Annotated in this window: 15 protein-coding genes and 1 pseudogene; 5 read left to right on the top strand and 11 right to left on the bottom strand. The window is 66.7% G+C overall.

What is annotated here, in order from left to right; all coding sequences use genetic code 11:
• Positions 1-55 precede the first annotated feature (55 nt).
• A complete protein-coding gene (locus RM96_RS01790; protein ID WP_039007047.1) occupies positions 56-310 on the bottom strand; it encodes a hypothetical protein in 255 nt (84 codons plus the stop codon).
• A 376-nt stretch (positions 311-686) separates the two neighbouring features.
• On the opposite strand from RM96_RS01790, the gene RM96_RS01785 reads away from it, so the two are divergent.
• A complete protein-coding gene (locus RM96_RS01785) occupies positions 687-1013 on the top strand; it encodes a hypothetical protein (protein ID WP_039007072.1) in 327 nt (108 codons plus the stop codon).
• 98 nt (positions 1014-1111) lie between these two features.
• Here the strand turns inward: RM96_RS01785 and RM96_RS01780 are convergent, their stop codons facing one another.
• Complete coding sequence (locus RM96_RS01780; RefSeq protein WP_039007070.1) at positions 1112-1756, bottom strand: OmpW/AlkL family protein; 645 nt, start codon at positions 1754-1756, stop codon at positions 1112-1114.
• Between the two features lie 334 nt (positions 1757-2090).
• Positions 2091-3785, bottom strand: a complete 1695-nt coding sequence (gene leuA, locus RM96_RS01775) for a 2-isopropylmalate synthase (protein ID WP_039007046.1) — start codon at positions 3783-3785, stop codon at positions 2091-2093.
• Between the two features lie 660 nt (positions 3786-4445).
• On the opposite strand from leuA, the gene RM96_RS01770 reads away from it, so the two are divergent.
• Positions 4446-5747 carry a hypothetical protein gene (locus tag RM96_RS01770; RefSeq protein WP_238587033.1) on the top strand — a complete coding sequence of 434 codons (1302 nt, stop codon included), beginning with the start codon at positions 4446-4448 and terminating at the stop codon, positions 5745-5747.
• Between the two features lie 351 nt (positions 5748-6098).
• Here the strand turns inward: RM96_RS01770 and RM96_RS01765 are convergent, their stop codons facing one another.
• From RM96_RS01765 to RM96_RS01750, 4 genes are all read right to left on the bottom strand, one after another.
• A complete protein-coding gene (locus RM96_RS01765) occupies positions 6099-6428 on the bottom strand; it encodes a DUF6587 family protein (RefSeq protein WP_039007037.1) in 330 nt (109 codons plus the stop codon).
• Positions 6429-6431: 3 nt separating this feature from the next.
• Positions 6432-8279 carry a ferrous iron transport protein B gene (gene feoB, locus RM96_RS01760; protein ID WP_039007035.1) on the bottom strand — a complete coding sequence of 616 codons (1848 nt, stop codon included), beginning with the start codon at positions 8277-8279 and terminating at the stop codon, positions 6432-6434.
• Between the two features lie 13 nt (positions 8280-8292).
• A complete protein-coding gene (locus RM96_RS01755) occupies positions 8293-8607 on the bottom strand; it encodes a FeoA family protein (protein ID WP_039007033.1) in 315 nt (104 codons plus the stop codon).
• A gap of 581 nt (positions 8608-9188) precedes the next feature.
• Positions 9189-10097, bottom strand: a complete 909-nt coding sequence (locus RM96_RS01750; RefSeq protein WP_039007031.1) for a LysR substrate-binding domain-containing protein — start codon at positions 10095-10097, stop codon at positions 9189-9191.
• Between the two features lie 117 nt (positions 10098-10214).
• On the opposite strand from RM96_RS01750, the gene RM96_RS01745 reads away from it, so the two are divergent.
• The 3 genes from RM96_RS01745 to RM96_RS01735 all read left to right on the top strand — a co-directional run bounded on the left by RM96_RS01745 (position 10215) and on the right by RM96_RS01735 (position 14274).
• Positions 10215-12011 (top strand): acyl-CoA dehydrogenase family protein, encoded by a 1797-nt coding sequence (locus RM96_RS01745; RefSeq protein WP_039007028.1) that lies wholly within the window; start codon positions 10215-10217, stop codon positions 12009-12011.
• Positions 12012-12141: 130 nt separating this feature from the next.
• Entirely contained in the window at positions 12142-13116 is a 975-nt protein-coding gene (locus tag RM96_RS01740; protein ID WP_039007027.1) for a Bug family tripartite tricarboxylate transporter substrate binding protein, read from the top strand.
• A gap of 18 nt (positions 13117-13134) precedes the next feature.
• Positions 13135-14274, top strand: coding sequence for a CaiB/BaiF CoA transferase family protein (locus RM96_RS01735; protein WP_039007024.1), 1140 nt, complete (start codon positions 13135-13137; stop codon positions 14272-14274).
• Positions 14275-14351: 77 nt separating this feature from the next.
• Here the strand turns inward: RM96_RS01735 and RM96_RS01730 are convergent, their stop codons facing one another.
• The 4 genes and pseudogenes from RM96_RS01730 to RM96_RS01715 all read right to left on the bottom strand — a co-directional run bounded on the left by RM96_RS01730 (position 14352) and on the right by RM96_RS01715 (position 19094).
• Positions 14352-16055 carry a lactate permease LctP family transporter gene (locus RM96_RS01730; protein WP_039007023.1) on the bottom strand — a complete coding sequence of 568 codons (1704 nt, stop codon included), beginning with the start codon at positions 16053-16055 and terminating at the stop codon, positions 14352-14354.
• 131 nt (positions 16056-16186) lie between these two features.
• Positions 16187-17623, bottom strand: a pseudogene (locus RM96_RS01725) (LutB/LldF family L-lactate oxidation iron-sulfur protein); the annotation flags it as partial.
• Positions 17620-18315: a LutC/YkgG family protein gene (locus RM96_RS01720; protein ID WP_039007021.1), complete on the bottom strand. Its 696-nt coding sequence runs from the start codon at positions 18313-18315 to the stop codon at positions 17620-17622. The gene RM96_RS01720 and the pseudogene RM96_RS01725, both read right to left, overlap by 4 nt.
• Positions 18312-19094, bottom strand: coding sequence for a (Fe-S)-binding protein (locus RM96_RS01715; RefSeq protein WP_039007018.1), 783 nt, complete (start codon positions 19092-19094; stop codon positions 18312-18314). Before RM96_RS01715 ends, RM96_RS01720 begins: the two co-directional genes overlap by 4 nt.
• Positions 19095-19177: the final 83 nt, after the last annotated feature.

Here is a 19177-nt window from a genome sequence, read left to right as displayed (position 1 = left end):
CAGGCGCAGGATACGCGCCGACCGGCTTCCGCAGACCCTTAGTCGCGGCGCTGACTCACTCGTTCCTCAGATCAATGCCGAAGCCGCCGGCCAGTTCACAATCGATGATCCCGGCGGCGTAGGCAAAAAGCCAGTCCTCTGCCTCCTGCAGCGTTGCGGGCGGGTGGGACCAGTCCGGCGTAAAGCGGATGCCCATGTCCTCATCGCGCGAGGAGATCTCGACGCGCCCGCTTGGCGTGCCATGCTCAATCACCTCCGGCACGAACAGCGCCACTGGAAATCCCTTGTAAGACCGCTTTCTTTCCAGCATTTCAGCCTCCGGCAATTTACACAGGTCCGTGGCTCAGCTCTTGTCGCTCGGGCAGTCCCCCAGCACTAGCGAGTCGCCCGAGCGCCGGACTGTCTTGCGTTCAAGATATAGCTGGGCGCGGCCAATGCCTAGTCCACTGGACCAATACCCTTCACCAGTGCCGGGTTCCAGTTGTGGGGACCTCGCGGATCACGTCGGTGCAGGCGGTCGATTTTGACCTAGACTGAAAAAGTGTCCTTCGCGCGCCCGGGTGCCGCTTCGGCGCAATGCAACTTCGCTGGCAGCCGATTGATGCGGGCGAATGACAATGGCACGGGCAACACACTGTCATCTGCTGCCTGAATTCATGTGGATGGATGTTCACGAAGGGGGCATCATGTTGCAAGCCAGTGAAATGCAGCAACGTTTTAGTCATCTGCAGCAAACCATCAGCGAGACATCACGGACTTGTCATGCCGAGGCGAGGATTCCACAAGACTTAATGAACTGGGTGGATGAGCTCGACAAGGAATGCAAGTCGGCATCGAAGGTCATGTCGTCCAAGGATCAGGATCGGATCCGGCAGTGGGTTGATGATCTCGAACGGATCGGTGATCGTGCAGACCGCGCTTCCCAGCAGGCCGGCGGTCTCGATGCAAAGGTCAAGGATGCAGTCAGTTCGATGCATTCGGAACTTTCTGACCTAAAGCGCCAACTGCACTAACCAGCCTGACAGCCCTGGTCGAACCCGCCGGGGCTGCGCCATGAAAAAAGGCCGGCGCCTCACAGCGCCGGCCTTTTTGCATGGGAAATACTTGTCAATCAGAAGCGGTAGCCCACCCCCATGCTGAACAGCCACGGATCCAGGTTCACCTTGGAGACCTTGACGTCGCCGGCCTTCACATCGCTCGACAGCCAGATCTTCTTGACGTCGGCGTTCAGGAACCAGTTCTTGGTCAGCTTGTAGTCCATGCCGACCTGCAGCGCCGGTCCCACGCTCCAGCTGTCCAGTTGCAGGGCGCCTCCGGCAATGTCCGCACCCCAGATGCGGGTGAAGTTCAGGCCGGCGCCCACGTACGGGCGGAAGGTGCCGTTGGGGATGAAGTGGTACTGCACCAGCAGCGACGGCGGCAGGTGCTTGAAGGTGCCGACCTTGTTTCCGTCCAGGTAGACGTTCTGCTTCTGCGGGACGGTCAGCACCAGTTCAGCAGCGATGTTCGGCGTGAAGAAGTAGGTGACGTCGAACTCGGGAATCCATTTGTTGTTGACCGTGATGCGGTCCGACGGGCCGATGCCGCCGACCGGGTCGGAGCTGTTCGCCATGTCCAGATAGGTGCCGCGCAGGCGGACCATCCAGTTGCCCTGGGCCTCGGCATCGGCCGCGGCGGCGGGGGTGGCGAAGGCGCCCAGCATGGCGCAGGCGGCGATGGCGGTGCAGGTGACCCGGGTGCGAAGAGAGAGCTTCATGGTTTGTTCTGGCTTGGTCTGGTAGGAATTCGCGCCCAGTTTGGCGGAGGGGTCCTGACCGGACATTGACCCAGAACAAGCAGAACGGAACGGGGCGCAGCGCGTCGCAGTGGCGCCACAGTGGGCCCGTTTTGCACGAGCATCGTCCCTTCTAAACACATGCGGATTTATTCGTGGCGCGGCGGTTCGCCTCGTCTTACGCTGTGCGAAAGGTCGCTGCAGCCAATGCAGCGGACTCGCACCGGGCATGTCGTGGGCGTCCGCAAGGGCGTCTTTCCGGGTGTGCCCCGTGGGGGCGGGGCACACCGGTTTTCTGTGCGCGGCCGCGGCGACGTCAGGCAGCGATGGCCGGCTTCCGCTCGCTCGGGCAGTCCCGCACACCGGCCTGCAAATGCCGGTTGATACCCGAGACTACCGCCTTGAGCGAGGCCGTCACCAGATTGGCATCGATGCCGGCACCGAATCCGGTGGGCGATTCACCCACGCGCACTTCCACATAGCACGCCGCGCGTGCATCGGCGCCAGCGGTCATCGCGTGCTCGTGGTAGTCCATCACGCGCACGGGCATGTCCAGCGCGCTGACGAAGGCATCGATCGGCCCATTGCCGCTGCCGCGCACGCTGCATGGCTTGCCGTCGCGCACCAGCTCGACTTCGATCTCCACCGCGCCGTCGCTGCACGACACCATCTGGTGCGAGACATAGCACAGCGGGGCTTCGTGCTCCAGATACTCGCGGCGGAACAGGGTGTAGAGATCGTCCGCGCTGGCCTCCTGCCCGGTGTCGTCCGTCATCGCCTGCACCGCGCGGCTGAATTCGATCTGCAAGCGGCGCGGCATGTAGATGCCGTGCACCTGCTCGAGCAGGTAGGCCATGCCGCCCTTGCCGGACTGGCTGTTTACGCGGATCACCGCGTCGTAGCTGCGGCCGAGGTCGGCCGGATCGATCGGCAGGTATGGCACTTCCCAGATCCCGTCCGGCTGCTGCTGCGCCATGCCCTTGCGGATCGCGTCCTGGTGCGAGCCCGAGAAGGCGGTGAACACCAGGTCGCCCACGTACGGATGGCGCGGATGCACGGGAAGCTGGTTGCAGTGCTCCACGCACTGGCGCACCTCGTCGATATCGGAGAAGTCCAGGTTGGGCGAGACACCTTGCGTATAGAGGTTGAGCGCGAGCGTGACGAGGTCGACGTTGCCGGTGCGTTCGCCATTGCCGAACAGGCAACCTTCCACGCGATCGGCGCCGGCCATCACCGCAAGCTCGGCCGCGGCCACCGCCGTGCCGCGATCGTTATGCGGATGCACGGACAGCACAATATCCTCGCGGCGCGCCAGGCGCCGGTGCATCCATTCGACCTGGTCGGCAAAGATGTTGGGCGTGCTGCATTCCACCGTGGTCGGCAGGTTCAGGATCATCGGGCGGCCGGGGCCCGGCTGCCACACGGCAGAGACCGCGTCGCTCACCTCCAGCGAGAAATCGAGTTCAGCCAGGCTGAAGGTCTCGGGCGAATACTCGTACGACCATGCGGTCTCCGGCATGGCGTCCGTCAGTGCCTTGATCAGGCGCGTGCCTGAGACGGCCACCTCCCTGATCTCTTCACGCGTGGCGTTGAAGACGAGGCGCCGCCAGGCTGGCGCGATCGGGTTGTAGAGATGCACCATTGCGCGCGCGGCGCCGCGTACCGATTCCACCGTGCGGCGGATCAGCTCGTCACGCGACTGCGTCAGGACCACGATGGTGACATCGTCAGGGATGCGATCTTCTTCGATCAGCATCCGCACGAAATCGAAATCGGTCTGCGATGCCGCGGGGAACGCCACTTCGATTTCCTTGAGGCCGATCTTCACCAGCTGCTCGAAGAAGCGCAACTTGCGCGCGGGGTTCATCGGCTCGATCAGCGCCTGGTTGCCGTCGCGCAGGTCGGTGCTCATCCAGATCGGGGCACGCGTGATGCGCTGGCTGGGCCAGGTGCGGTCAGGAATGTCTACGGTAACGGCGGGCTGGTACTTGACGGCGGGATTGCGCAACATGGGGTTCTCCTTCCTCGCTTGGGGAAGACAAAAGAGAAAAACACGGAAAAAAGGTGGCGCAAGGCTGCCGAACTGCCACGAGGCCCTAGGCCCGGCAACCGATCGGTAGATCTAGCAGTAGCGAGGAAGCGCGCAGGGCGCGGCACGATGCCAGTGCGGACAGCGCGCGCGCGCGGGCAGCGATGCGGGACGCATCGGTAGCCTGGCGGAAGGTGCTGGACTGAAGGTTCATCGGGCCTGGAAGGTGAAGGGCGCTGGGCCGCTTCGGTATGGTTGCGCGCGCAGCGGGGGCTGCGTGCTCACGAAAGAGTAGTCGAGCCGGGCCGCAGTGGTCAAGCGCCGCGTTGTGCCATCGCAAATGGCTGGCCTGACAGGCCGATGACATCTGCGCCACCCAGCCGCGTTCCTGCACCAAACGGTTGTGAACGGAATCCTACACCCCTGCAGAACGCTCGCACGGATCGCCCCTGAGTAGGTGAGGCCTCGACGGAGGTATGAGAAGCCGCACGTTCTGTGCGCTGACGCTCAGTCGTCTGGCCGGTGTTGCGCAGGCGCCGTTGTGCCTAGGCTGGTAGCGCGGGAAAAAGCAACCATAGGGGGAAGATCATGAAGGTAAGAGCGTGGACATCCTGGCTTGCATGCGCAGCGACGACATTCCTGATGGCGGCGTGCGGAGGCGGAGGCGGCGGCGGTTCCAGCGCGCCCACCACGCCGAACGCCGGCACGGCGACGCCGCTGACGTACTCGGTCAAGATGAGCCTTGCCTCGGGTGAAGTTGGTGTGGGCCGCACCATAACAATCAGCGCCCTCGCCATCGACAGCAACGGCGTGGACGTGACCTCGAATACCAGCTTCGCCTGGACCTCAGGCGAGAACTCGATCGCCACGGTCGTGCCAAGCGCCACGACGCCGGGCAGCGCCCTGGTCACCGGCGTGGCCGTTGGTACAACTACAGTGCAGGTGGTGGCAACCGTCAAGGCCGCGGACAACTCGACCGTTACGCTGCCGGCGCAGACCGCCACCATGACCGTGGTTCCGGCTTCGGCGGTCAGCTACAGCCTGTCGATTCCCAACAGCAACCTCTCGATGTCCGATGGCCAGGTGCTGCCGGTCAAGGTATCGCTGATCGACAGCAACGGCGTCGATGTCTCTTCCAGCGTCAACAACTGGGCGTGGTCGAGCAGCGGCTCGGCAGTGCAGGTGACGGCGAACCAGAACAGCGCCTCGCTCAAGGCCAGCAACAGCTCTGCCACCAGCATTGCCTCGGCGAACGTCTCGGTCTCGGTGACGGCGCCCGATGGCCATGCGCTGGGCGGCGTGATCGCGGTCACGGTGCAGAAGAACGGCAGCTTCACCTATCGCGTGGTGACCACGCAGGGCGGCCAGCCGGTCGATGCGCTGCAGGTGCTCAACGGCTACCCGGCGAAGTTCAGCGCCCGCGTGCTGCGCAACGACGACCAGGATGCAACGGCTGATTTCGACGGCACCTGGACCTACACCAGCACGTCACCGACGCTGTCCGCCTCGGAAGCTGCGGGTACGCACGATGTGACCGTCAGCACCAGCCTGCCCAACGGCACCGGGCCCGTGCAGAGCGTGCTGGCCGTCACCGCGGTGAGCACCAGGATCGCCGCCAGGCCGACTGCCAACCTCAATGTGACCGAGCAGCCGAAGTGGGCGCTGGTGAATGACGCTCAACAGCCGCTGACTCTGCTGATGATCACGCCGGTGCCGATCCCTGTGACCGCGCGGATGAAGAACCTCGGCAACGATGTCCAGTACACGGCCTGCACCAACTGGGCGTGGACCAGCACCGGGCCCGTGGCGCTGTCTCCGGGATTCACGCCCAACCAGCAGTACGCGAGCCCGACAGGGGTCGGCGACTTCACGATTACCGCGACCTGCACCACGGTCGCCGACCAGACGCCGCTGAAGCTGACCTTCGCCGGTACCGTGAAGTAATCGGCCCCCTGGCACAGGCGTGCCGGGCCTGGCAAAACGCCCTCCACGGAGGGCGTTTTGCATTGGCCGGATGGCAAAGCGTACCCGTTTCTGCGTGGTCGCTGCAGGGCGTGGAAAGTGCCGCGGGCGATGCCGGAATCGGGCGGCTATCAGTGGTTCCGCCATGCCCGACTGCGTCCGAAGACGGCAGGCGGAACGCGGAGCGTACCCGTTTCTGCGTGCGTGGGCGAAGCCCGGCCGCCCATACATTCGCAGGCGAATGCACGCACGAATCCGCCCCTTTCCGCGGCCTGCGGAAGGGCAAGGCGTACCCGTTTCTGCGTGAGGATCGAGGAGGGAGGAAAGCGCCTGTCAGCGCTTGCGCACGAGTTGCACGACGTGCTCGGTGGGCCTGGACGGGGCCTGCCCGTTGGCGGCGTTGGCGGCGTTGGCCGTATTGGAACCGCAGGTATTGCAGCCGCCATCGTCGCAGCCGCTGGCGCAGCCGGCCGCGGCCTGAGGCGCCAGCCAGCGCACCGCGCGGGCACGCCAGCCACTGGCCGAGGTACCGCCCAGGCGCGCGGCAAGCGCTGCCTTGATCCGTTCGCGGGTGCGCGGCGCATAGCGCGCCGCCACCGAAATCGCGCACGCCAGCACGATCAGCGGGACCAGCAGGGTTTCAATGGCGTGATAGACCGTCATGGCTCAGCTGAACAGCAAGGCGATGCGATAGGTGAGGAACGCGGCCAGGTAGGCCAGCCCGGTCAGGTACGCGGCAGACGCTGCCATCACCTTCCACGAGTTGGTCTCGCGGCGGATCACGGCCAGCGTGGAGATGCACTGCGGCGCGAACACGTACCAGGCCAGCAGCGACAGCGCGGTGGCCAGCGACCACTGCGCCGCGATCATCGGCGCAAGCTGCGTGGCCACGGTGTCATCGCTGCCCGAGAGGGCATAGACCGTCGCCAGCGCGCCCACGGCCACTTCGCGCGCAGCCAGGCCGGGCACCAGCGCAATGCAGATCTGCCAGTTGAAGCCCACCGGCGCAAACACCTTCTGCAGCGCATGGCCGATCATGCCGGCAAAGCTGTAGTCGATGGCCGGGGCGGTGGCGCCTTCCGGCGGTGCCGGGAAGGTCGACAGGAACCAGAGCAGCACCGTCAGCGCCAGGATCACCTTGCCCACGCGCGACAGGAAGATGCGCGCACGCTCCCACAGCCCGATCAGCACGTCGCGCGGATTCGGGATGCGGTACGACGGCAGCTCCATCAGCAGCGGATGGTCGGTGCGGTCGCGGCGAAAGAACTTGAGCGCATAGGCCACCACCAGCGCGCTGATAATGCCCGCCACATAGAGCGCGAACAGCACCAGCCCCTGCAGGTTGAACAGGCCCATTACCGTGCGTTGCGGGATGAAGGCGCCGATCAGCAGCGCATACACCGGCAGCCGCGCCGAGCAGGTCATCAGTGGCGCCACCAGGATCGTGGTGAGGCGGTCGCGCGGGTCCTGGATCGTGCGGGTGGCCATGATGCCGGGAATGGCGCAGGCAAAGCTCGACAACAGCGGAATGAACGAGCGGCCAGACAGGCCCGCGCCCATCATCAGCCGGTCGAGCAGGAATGCGGCGCGCGGCAGGTAGCCCGATTCTTCCAGCGTCAGGATGAACAGGAACAGGATCAGGATCTGCGGCAGGAACACCACCACGCTGCCCAGGCCGGCGATCAGGCCGTCCACCAGCAGGCTCTTGAGCATGCCGTCCGGCAGGTGGGTGCCCAGCAGCTCGCCGAACCAGTGCACCCCGGCCCCGATGCCGTCCATCAACGGCGTGGCCCAGGAGAACACCGCCTGGAACATCAGGAACAGCAGCACCGCCAGCAGCATCAGCCCGAAGACCGGATGCAGGACGATGCGGTCGAGGCGGTCATCCATTGCCGCGGTGCGCGCCGGCATCGAGACTGCCGCATTGAGCAGGCGGTTGACCTCGGCGTGGACGTCGGCCTCGCTGTCCTGCGCGGGCGGTGCGGGCGGCAGCGTGCCATCCAGCATATTGATCAGCGACGCGGCGCCATCGCGCTTCACGGCAACCGTCTGCACCACCGGCACGCCGAGTGCGGCCGCGAGCTTCTCGCGGTCGATCCGGATGCCGCGCCGCTCGGCGGCGTCGCTCATATTGAGCACCACCACCATCGGCAGGCCCAGGCGGCGCAGCTCCAGCACGAAGCGCAGGTGCAGGCGCAGGTTGGTGGCATCGACCACCGACACCAGCAGGTCCGGGCGCGGCTCACCAGGCCGCTTGCCCATGCAGACGTCGCGCGTGATGGCTTCGTCCAGGCTCGCGGCGTGCAGGCTGTAGGCGCCGGGCAGGTCCAGGATGCGGACCTGGCGCCCGGCCGGCGAGACGAAATGGCCTTCCTTGCGCTCCACCGTCACGCCGGCGTAGTTGGCCACCTTCTGGCGGCTGCCGGTCAGGCGGTTGAACAGCGCGGTCTTGCCGCAGTTGGGATTGCCGACCAGCGCAATGCGCAGGGCAGAAGTGGAGGGAGCTGCAGACATATTCTTGGAATGCTCAGGCGGTTCGTTGCGCCGCCTCCGCGCCGGACTGGTCATCGGCCCGGATCACGGACGCGATGCTGGTCACCGAGGCGCTGACGACCTCAATGCTGATGCGCGCCGCTTCCGAGCGGCGCAGCGCGAACCGGGTGAAGCCGACCTGGGCCACCAGCGGATCCATGCCGAAGGGGCCGAAGGCAATCACCTGCACCGCTTCGCCGGGTACAAAGCCGAGCTCGCGCAGGCGGCGGGCAACGGGATCATCGGGGCCGACATCGTCCACCGATTGCACTACGGCGGGAGTACGCCGTGGAAGTTCAGACAACCGCATCATGCTTCCAGTCCGTGGGCGCGGATCGCCGCTACGCCAACGGCGGGACCCGGCGAGGGTACGTAAATGAAAATCGTTTTCATTGTATAGCAAATAGATCGCGGTGTAGCCACCAGATCGCGCGCTGGCCTGCCTGGCAAGCGCTCGGGGCGATACCGGATGGAGGCCAATGATAACCGCTCGCAGCCAGTTCCGACGGGCCTGGCAGGCAGCTCTGAGCCCTGCCCAACATTCCGCCGCCGGACGCCGGCGTGATGCTTGCGCCATGCGTGCCGGCGGCCCCGCGCGCTATCAGCTCCGGCGGGCGCCGAGGTTGCCGAACAGGCTGCTGCGCCGGCCAGCAAGTGGCGACACTGGGCGAATGGCACCGACGTCCGCCCCCGCGCGCTACGCTGGGAAGATATGAAGCAGGTAGCCGAACACCGTCTCGTTCATGCTATGGCCATCGATTACTACATTTGCGTTATTGGTGTGTGTCGGGTGCGGCGGTAAGCTGCACTCACGCTGAACACCCCGTTCCACGCGTACTTCACAAGCCATCGGCCCTCCGGCCGGTGGCTTTTTTCTTCCGGGAGGCCGGTTCAGGATTGCGCCGCGGGCCCGGCTGCGGTCGAAGCGGGCTGCCGGACCATTTCCACGAAATGGTCGCGGGCGGGATGGTCCGGTGCGGGTTTCCACGCGCAATGCACTTCCGAGGGCACCGTGGCATCGGCCAGCGGCCGGAATGCCGCCCCGGCCATGCCGGAGCGCGCCATGGCCGCGGGCACCACCGCCACACCCATCCCCTGCGACACCAGCGACACGACCGACAGCCAGTGGCGCACTTCATGGCGGATCTCCGGATAGAAGCCCTGCGCCGCGCACATCTCGAAAATCCGGCTGTAGTAGTCAGGCGAGGCCTTGCGCGAGAACAGCACGAACGGCTCGCCGCGCAACTCGCCCAGCGCCACCCCGGGCGCCGCCGCCAGCGGATGATCTGCCGGCAGGCAGCAGACGAACGGCTCGGTGTGCACCAGCGCGGTCGTCAGCTCGCCCGGCACGCGCCGGGTATGGATAAAGCCGGCGTCCAGCTCATCGTGCAGCAGGGCATCGATCTGCTCCTGCGAGTTCAGCTCGGTCAGCGCCACCTGAATGCCTGGATAGCGCGCCTGGAAGTCGCGCAGGTACTGCGGCAGCCCCCGGTACAGCATCGAACCGACAAAGCCCACCCGCAGCCGCCCCACAGCACCGGCCTCGATCTCGCGCGCCAGCACGCGCGCGGCCTCCGCCTGGGCCAGCAGGGCCGTGGCCGATTCCCGGAAGGCCCGCCCGGCCGCGGTCAGCCGCACGCCACGGCTGTCGCGATCGAACAGGCGCGCGCCGACCGAGGCCTCCAGTTGCTGGATGTTCAGCGACAGCGGCGGCTGCGAGATGGCAAGCCGGCGCGCGGCCCGGCCAAAGTGCAGCTCGTCGGCCAGCACGAGGAAGTAGCGCAGGTGACGGAATTCCATGGCGATACAGAAATTGTATTGATCAAGCTAATTTTAGAATTAGACGCAAATCCTTGGGGTTTGAATAATGGGGCAAAGGGCCCGCCTGACGGGCCAGCCAATTCCAGGAGACCCCGTATGCCGACCCCTGCCGTGCGCGATGCTGCACCCCGAGTCCAACCCGCCCCGCCGCTGGCCGCCCATCCGGTGCCCGATCGCCAGGGCGGCAGCCTGTTCACCGCCGACCCGGACCTGCGCGCACTGCTCCCGCTCTACCTGCCGCCCGAGCTGTTCAACCACCTGCTGCCGCACCTCGAACGCATGGGCGCGCTGGCCGGCGGCGTGCTCGATGAGCTGGCCCAGGTGGCCGACCAGAACCCGCCCACGCTGACTTATCGCACCCGCGCCGGCATCGACGCCCAACGCATCGACAAGCATCCGGCCTACGTGGAACTGGAGCGCGTCGCCTTTGCCGAATTCGGCCTGGCGGCGGCCTCGCACCGCAGTGGCGTGCTGGGCTGGGACAAGCCCATGCCGCCCGCGGCGAAGTACGCACTCACCTATCTGTTGGTGCAGGCCGAGTTCGGGCTGTGCTGCCCGCTGTCGATGACCGATTCGCTCACGCGCACGCTGCGCAAGTTCGGCGACCCGGCGCTGGTCGAACGCTTCCTGCCCAACCTGACCACGCAGGTGTTCGAAGACCTGTACCAGGGCGCGATGTTCATGACCGAGCAGGGCGCCGGCTCAGACGTGGCCGCCACCGCCACCCGCGCGGTGCGCGATGCCGGCGCCGAAGGCGGCTGGCGCCTGCTGGGCGACAAGTGGTTCTGCTCCAACCCCGACGCCGCGCTGGCGATGGTGCTGGCGCGCGTGGAAGACGAAGCCGGCAATGCCGTGCCCGGTCACAAGGGCGTGTCGCTGTTCCTGCTGCCGCGCAAGCTGGCCGACGGCAGCAACAACCACTACCGCATCATCCGCCTCAAGGACAAGCTCGGCACGCGCTCGATGGCCAGCGGCGAGATCCGCCTCGAAGGCGCGCACGCATACCTGGTCGGCGAACCTGGCCGCGGCTTCGTGCAGATGGCCGACATGATCAACAACTCGCGCCTGTCCAATGGCGTGCGCGCCGCCGGCCTGATGCGTCGCGCGCTGACCGAGGGCCTCTTCATCGCGCGCGAGCGCCAGGCCTTCGGCAAGCGGCTGGAGGACATGCCGCTGATGCGCCGCCAGCTGCTCAAGCTGACGCTGCCCACCGAGCAGGCGCGCACCATGGTGTTCCAGACCGCCGACGCGCTACGCCGGGCGGACGCCGGCGAGGCCGATGCCTATCCGCTGATGCGCATCCTCACGCCCCTGATCAAGTTCCGCGCCTGCCGCGATGCGCGCAAGGTCACCGGCGACGCCATGGAGATCCGCGGCGGCTGCGGCTATATCGAGGAATGGAGCGATCCGCGCCTGGTGCGCGACGCCCACCTCGGCTCGATCTGGGAAGGCACCAGCAACATCGTCGCGCTTGACGTACTGCGCGCCATCCGCCGCGAAGGCGCGTTGCCGGTGCTGCAGGCGCACCTGAACGGACTGCTGGCCGATACGCCGCTGCATGCCGGCGCGCGTGCCGCGTTCGAGTCCGCCATTGCCCGCGCCGCAGCGCTCGCCAGGCAGGCTGCCGATGCCGGCGCGGATGGTGACCTGCTGGCGCGTCAGGCTGCCTCGGCGCTGTACCACGTTACCAGCGCGGCGGCGATGGCCTGGGAAGCCGGCCGCACCGGCTCGGTACGCCGCATGCGGCTGGCGCAGCTGGTGCTGCTCCATCGCGTGCTGCCACAAGACCCGCTTGCCGCAAACGCCGAGCCCGGGTGGCTGGCTGAAACCGTTGCACCTGCCGATGGCACGGTGCATGCGGCGGGCGCGGTCGATCAGGTCAACGTGTTCTGACGCGCGTTTCTCCGCCACCGTTTTGCTCCGCTCTCCCGCTTGCGGGAGAGGGAGAACAAAGACATTCATCAAAACCCCCGCAACACCATCCCGCCCCCGCGGGAGACGACCAACACCAGGAGACAATGCCATGAAACTCTGGCAACGCATCGCGGCCATCGCCGCCTGCTCCCTCTGTATCGCCCCCGCCTTCGCCCAGAAGGACTACCCCTCCAAACCGATCATGATGGTGGTCACCTATCCCCCGGGCGGCCCCACCGATGCCATGGCGCGCACGCTGGCCGCCGCGCTCAAGACCAGCCTGGGCCAGCCGGTGGTGGTGGAGAACCGCGCCGGCGCCGGCGGCAATATCGGCGCCGAACTCGTGGCGCGCGCCGAACCTGACGGCTACACGCTGATGTTCGGTACCTCGGCGCCGCTCGCGATCAACGTCAGCCTGTATCGCAAGATCAACTACGACCCGGTCAAGAGCTTTGCCCCGGTGATCCAGATCGGCCAGCTGCCCAACGTGCTGGTGGTCAATCCGTCGGTGCCAGCGAAGAACGTCGGCGAGCTGATCGCTTACGGCAAGGCGCATCCGGGCAAGCTGAGCTATGCGTCGTCGGGCAATGGTGCCTCATCGCACCTGGCTGGCGTGCTGTTCAATAACGTGACCGGCACCGACTTCCAGCACGTTCCCTACAAGGGCACCGGCCCCGCATTGAACGATCTGCTGGGTGGACAAGTGAGCATGACCTTCACCGACGTGCTGACCGCGTTGCCGTTCATCAAGAGCGGCAAGGTGCGCGCCCTGGGCGTGACCACGAGGGCGCGTTCGCAGGCGCTGCCCGATGTGCCGACCATCGCGGAGCAGGGCGTCGCCGGCTTCGATGTCTCGGTATTCTTCGGCGTGGTCGCGCCGGCAGGGACGCCGCCGGAAGTCATCGGCAAGCTCAACCGCGCGTTTGCCGATGCACTGAAGCAGCCGGAGGTGCGCAAGACCTTGTTGGCGCAAGGGCTGGAGTTCGCACCGTCGACCACGCCCGAGCAGCTTGGCGGCTTCGTCAAGGCTGAAGTGGGCAAGTGGCGCACCGTGGTGCAGAAGTCTGGCGCGCAGCTCGACTGACGGCAACGGAGATCACTCATGACGCAAACCAGCACTGGCGCACTCGCCGGCATCCGCGTGGTCGACCTGTCGCGCATCCTGGGCGGCCCGTACTGCGGCCAGATCCTGGGTGACCACGGTGCCGACGTGCTCAAGATCGAACCGCCGCAGGGCGACGACACCCGCACCTGGGGGCCGCCGTTCAGGGACGGCGTGGCCTCGTACTACTTTGGCCTGAACCGCAACAAGCGCGTGATGCGGCTGGACCTGACCACCGATGCCGATCGCGAAGTCCTGCTCGCATTGCTGGCCGATGCCGACGTGCTGGTCGAGAACTTCAAGACCGGCACGCTGGAAAAGTGGGGGCTGGGCTACGACGCGCTGTCGGCGCGCTTTCCGCGCCTGGTTCACTGCCGCGTCTCCGGCTTCGGCGCCGATGGCCCGCTGGGCGGGCTGCCGGGCTACGATGCCGCCATCCAGGCGATGTCCGGCATCATGAGCATCAACGGCGAAGCCGACGGCGATCCGCTGCGCGTGGGTTTGCCGGTAGTCGACATGGTAACCGGGCTCAACGCCGTGATCGGCGTACTGCTGGCGTTGCAGGAGCGCGAACGCAGCGGACGCGGGCAGTTTGTCGAAGCGGCGCTCTATGACTCGGGACTATCGCTGTTGCATCCGCACGCGGCGAACTGGTTCATGAGCGGAAAGATGCCGACGCGCACCGGCAATGCGCATCCCAATATCTATCCGTACGACACCGTCGCCACGGCAACGGATCCGCTCTTCCTCGCGGTCGGCAATGACCGCCAGTTCCGCATCCTGTGCGAACACCTGCAAATCCCCGCGCTGGCCGACGACGAACGCTACGCCACTGCCGGCGCGCGTTCCGTCAACCGTGTGGCGCTGAAAGCCGAGCTTGAGGCGCGGATGCGCACGCTGGACGGCAAGCTGCTGGGCGATGCGCTGGTGGCTGCGGGCGTGCCATGCGCGCCGGTGCTGTCGGTGGCGGACGCCTTGCAGCATCCGCATACCGAACACCGCGAGATGGTGGTGGAGATGGAAGGCGGCTACAAGGGGCTGGGCGCACCGGTGAAGCTGAGCCGGACGCCGGCAACATACCGGCACGCACCGTTGAGTGAAGGCGACCAGTTCCTGCCGCGAGACGGCGAGGTCGACTGAGCGAAGCTGAGGGTTTGCTCCCCTCTCACGCTTGCAGGAGAGGGGCAGGGGGAGAGGGCAGGCGTCCGCAGAACCAGCTACCCCGGAATCATCCCCGGCAACAAATACGCCTGCACCACCGTCATGATCCCGATGATCACCGCAAACAGCAGGCTGTGTTTCACCGTGAAGCGGAACAACTCCGACTCCTTGCCGACCAGCCCCGTCGCCGCGCAAGCGACCGCGATGGACTGCGGCGAAATCATCTTGGCCGTCACGCCCCCCGTCGTATTGGCCGCCACCAGTAGCGTGTCCGACACGCCGATCTGATGCGCCGTGGTGTTCTGCAGCGAGCAGAACAGCGCGTTCGACGACGTATCCGAACCGGTCAGGAACACGCCCAGCCAGCCCAGGAACGGCGAGAAGAACGGGAAGGCCGCACCGGTGCCCGCCAGCAGCAGCGCCAGCGTCGACGACATGCCCGAGTAGTTGGCGACGAAGGCAAACGCCAGCACCAGGCCGATCGACAGGATCGGGCGCGCCAGTTCCACCAGCGTCCCGCCGAAGGTCGACAGCAGCTCGCGCGGCTTCATGCGCAGCAGCACGGCCGAGATCAGCGCGGTCAGCAGGATCGCGGTGCCAACGGCGGACAGCAGGTCGAGCTTGAGCACGGCCTCGTAGGCCTTGGGCGTGGCGACGATCGGCGCGGCCTTGATGACCAGCTGGTCCAGGCCCGGGATCCTGAACTTCAGCACCGTGCCGGCCAGCGCGCCGTTGGCGGCGAACAGCGCCTTGAACGGCTGCAGGCTCCACACGGTCACGATCGCTGTCAGGATGCCGAACGGCGCCCACGCGCGGATGGTCTGCATCGCGCTGTAGGGCGAAGCCTTGCGGCTTGCCGGGGCACCCCCATTGAAGCCGCCACCGAAGCCGGACAGCGCCATGGTGCCGCCGCCCGCGCTGCCGCCGGCGCGCTGCGAGGCGCTGCGCGGCTGCCATACCTTCAGGAAGGCGGCCAGCGATACCAGGCTCACCAGCGCCGAAGTGATGTCCGGCAGCTCAGGCCCGATATGGTTCGACGTGAAGTACTGCGTGACGGCGAAGCTGCCGCCCGTGACCAGCGCCGCCGGCCAAGTCTCGCGCACGCCTTTGGCACCGTCCATCATGAACACCAGCCAGAACGGCACGAACAGCGACAGCAGCGGCAACTGGCGCCCGGCCATCGCGCCGATATGGAAGGGATCGATGCCGGTCACCTGGCCGGCCACGATGATGGGAATGCCCATCGCGCCGAAGGCCACCGGTGCCGTATTTGCGATCAGGCACAGGCCTGCGGCATAGAGCGGATTGAAGCCCAGCCCCACCAGCAGGGCCGCGGTAATTGCCACCGGCGCGCCGAAGCCCGCCGCGCCTTCCAGGAAGGCGCCGAAGGCAAAGCCGATCAGCAGCATCTGCAGCCGCTGGTCATCCGTGATCGATAGCACCGATGCGCGGATGACATCGAACTGCCCGGTCTTGACCACGATCTTGTAGAGGAACACCGCCGTCACGATGATCCATGCAATCGGCCACAGCCCGTAGGCAAAGCCGAAGCCGGCCGCGGCCAGCGCCTGCTGTGCCGGCATGCCATAGGCGAAGATCGCCACGCCAAGCGCCAGCAGCAGCGTTACCGCTGCCGCGACGTGGCCCTTCATGCGCCACAGCGCCAGGGCCACGAAGAAGAACAGGATGGGAATGGCTGCCGCCAGCGCCGACAGCCACAGGCTGCCCAGCGGCGTATAGATTTGGGTCCAGGGTTGCACTGCTCGTCTCCTACATCAGTGGTGTTTCAGGAAATATCTTGTTGTTCTGGCAAACACATCGGGCCTTGGATCGCCGATGGTTTGCTCCCCTCTCCCGCTTGCGGGAGAGGGAGTACACCGCAGGCGGGCAATTGCCCGCGCTCTCTCAGCAGGTCCGACAAGCTCCGCGCCGCCGGCTTCAGCGGCGTGCGGTGCTGCGTCCAGCCCATCTGCTTCGACGGCGTCAGCGCGCGCAGGCGCGTCGCGGCCCAGCGGAACAGGCGGTACGTGACGGGGTGAGAAAAAGCGCCGCTCCAGAAGCGCCAGATCAGGTGCTCGCCGCGGCTGTACTTGGCGCCCTGGCCGCGCAGCGGATGCGCGACGTGTTCCTCCGGATTGCGATTGGCTTCTGTGCGCAGTCGCACCAGCAGTTGCGGAATCGGGATGCGTACCGGGCACACCTCGCCACAGGCGCCGCACAGACTCGATGCGGTCGGCAGGTCGGCGGTGGCGTCCAGGCCCAGCAGATGCGGCGAGATGATCTTGCCGATCGGGCCAGGATACGTCGTGCCGTAGGCATGGCCGCCGATGCGCGTGTAGACCGGGCAATGGTTCATGCAGGCGCCGCAGCGGATGCACTGCAGCGTGGCGCGCAATTGCTCGTCGGCATAGGCCTGGGTGCGGCCGTTGTCGAGCAGCACCAGGTGCACCTCGCGCGGGCCGTCGCGCTCGCCCTCGCGGCGCGGGCCGGAAATCAGGTTGAAGTAGGTCGTGATGGCCTGCCCCGTTGCCGAGCGCGTCAGCAGGCTCGACAGCGGCACGATGTGCTCGAGCTTCGCGACCACCTTCTCCATGCCCATGATGGCGATATGCACATCGGGCACGGTGGTGGACAGGCGGCCGTTGCCTTCGTTCTCCACCAGCCACAGCGTGCCGGTATCGGCGGCGGCGAAGTTCACGCCGGACAGGCCGATATCGGCCTCGACGAAGGCGCGCCGCAGCGCGCGGCGGCCGGTCTGGATCAGCGCGTCCACGTCCTCGGTGTAGGGCGTGTCCGGGATGTTTTCCTCGAACAGCGTGGCGATGTCGCCCTTGGTCTTGTGGATCGCCGGCATTACGATGTGCGAGGGCTTCTCGCCGGCCAGCTGGACGATGTACTCGCCCATGTCGGACTCGATGCAGTCCACGCCGCGCTCGGCCAGGTAATGGTTCAGCTCGATTTCCTCGCTGGCCATCGACTTGCCCTTGATGACGCGGCGCGCCTGCTTCGACTGTGCAATGCGGTGGATGATCGCGTTGGCCTCGTCGGCGGTCTCGGCCCAGTGCACCTGCACGCCGGCGGCGGTGAGGTTGGTTTCCAGTTGCACCAGCAGGTCCGGCAGGTTGGCCAGCGCGTGCTGGCGAACGGCCTCGCCGAGGTCGCGCAGCCGTTCCAGCTCATCCGCATCGGGAAACTGCGCCAGGCGCTTGCCCTGCAGGAAGTCCATCGCGCCGCGGAAGCTCTGGCGCAGCTTGGGGTCGTCCAGCGCCTCGCGGGCGCGGGCCTTGAAGTCCTGCGTGGGAACGAAATGCAGCGTGCTCTGGCTCATGGCCGGCCCTCCTTCGCTTGCGCATCGAGGACGATCACAACCCACAGCCGGCGCGGTCCATGGGCGCCGTACGCCAGCGTCTGCTGGATATCCGAGGTCTTGGACGGGCCGGAAATCATCACGAGGTTGGTCGGCATGCCGTCGCTCCAGCGCTCGGCGCGCGCGGCCATGTGCAGGTCGGCATGCAGCGTCGACGCACGCACCAGCGCGATATGCAGCGGCGGCACCAGCGACACGGTGCGCGGCGAAGCCGCATCGGGTGCCACGATCAGCGTGCCGGTCGCGGCGATGCCGGAGCGCGCCGCGGTGAAGCCAGCATCGACGGTCTCGAACAGTTCGGCCTTCCAGGCTTCGAGGGGGCGGTCATAGCCGATGGCCTCGATCTGCGCAGGCAGTGCCGCGGCCAGCGCGGCGCCGGCCTTGCCGGAGGGATCGAGCAGCAGGCGCTTCACACCGGCACGTGCAAGCTCGGTGGCCAGCAGCGCCGGCCATGCGGCATCGTCGGCACACCAGACTTCTGTGTGCGAGGCTTCCAGTGCGGCCTGCATGGATGCCACTGCTGGCGCGTCGTGGCGGCGGGCTTCGAAATGGCTGTCGATGCGGCGGTCGAGTTCAGCTGTGGACGGAGAAGCAGCCGGTGCGGCTGCGCGCAGCCGGCCGAGCATGCGCTCGCGGGCGCTCAGGGCGGTCATGCTTCACCTCCGGTACGGCGCCACAGGAAGCTGGCGAGGTGTTCCACCTGCAGCGGCGCGCCGTCATGCGCGGCGGTGTGGCCGATATTGAGCAGGCAGCCGCAGTCGGCCGAGACCAGCCGGTTGCAACCGGTGGCGCAGGCGGAGGCGACCTTGTCGCGCACCATCGCGCCGGAGATATCGGGATGCTTCAGCGAGAAGGTGCCGCCGAAGCCGCAGCACTCGGATTCGCGTTCGTGCTCCACTCGCGTCACCCCTGGCAGTGCATCGACCAGCGCCACGCCATGCGCACGCGTACCCATTTCTCGACGGGCGCCGCATGAGGTATGCAGCACGATCCGCTCGGGATCCTGGCGGCCCGGCAGGGCATCGCCGAAGTCCACCTTCAGCACGTTCAGCAGGAACTCGCCCAGCTCGTAGACGCGTTCGGACAGTTCGCGCGCCTTGGGACCGGCCACGGGATCGTCGGCAAACAGCTGGGGCCAGTGGTGGCGCATCATGCCGGCGCACGAGCCGGACGGCACGATCACCGGCCACGGCTGGCTGAACAGGTCGAGTTGCGCGCGGGCCACGGCACGGGCCTGCTCGGGATTGCCGCTGCTGTAGGCGGGCTGGCCGCAACAGCTCTGGCCGCGTGGGAAGTGCACGGTGAGGCCTTCGCGCTCGAGCAGCCGTACGGCGTCGAGCCCGGCCTGCGGCACGAACAGGTCGACCAGGCAGGTGGCAAACAGATAGGCCTGCGTGGGTGCAGGGCCGGTGGGGTACTGACGATCCTTCATGTCTCGCTCCGGACGCGCTGGGGTCGCACGTTTCGGCGCATAATTCCCGTTTCCGCGCGGCAGTTCAAATTGGTTGGACCAAT

Origin of the sequence: Cupriavidus sp. IDO (genome assembly GCF_000812465.1) — a bacterium.
Classification (GTDB): Bacteria; Pseudomonadota; Gammaproteobacteria; order Burkholderiales; family Burkholderiaceae; genus Cupriavidus.
This window is presented reverse-complemented; position numbering and strand designations above follow the sequence as displayed.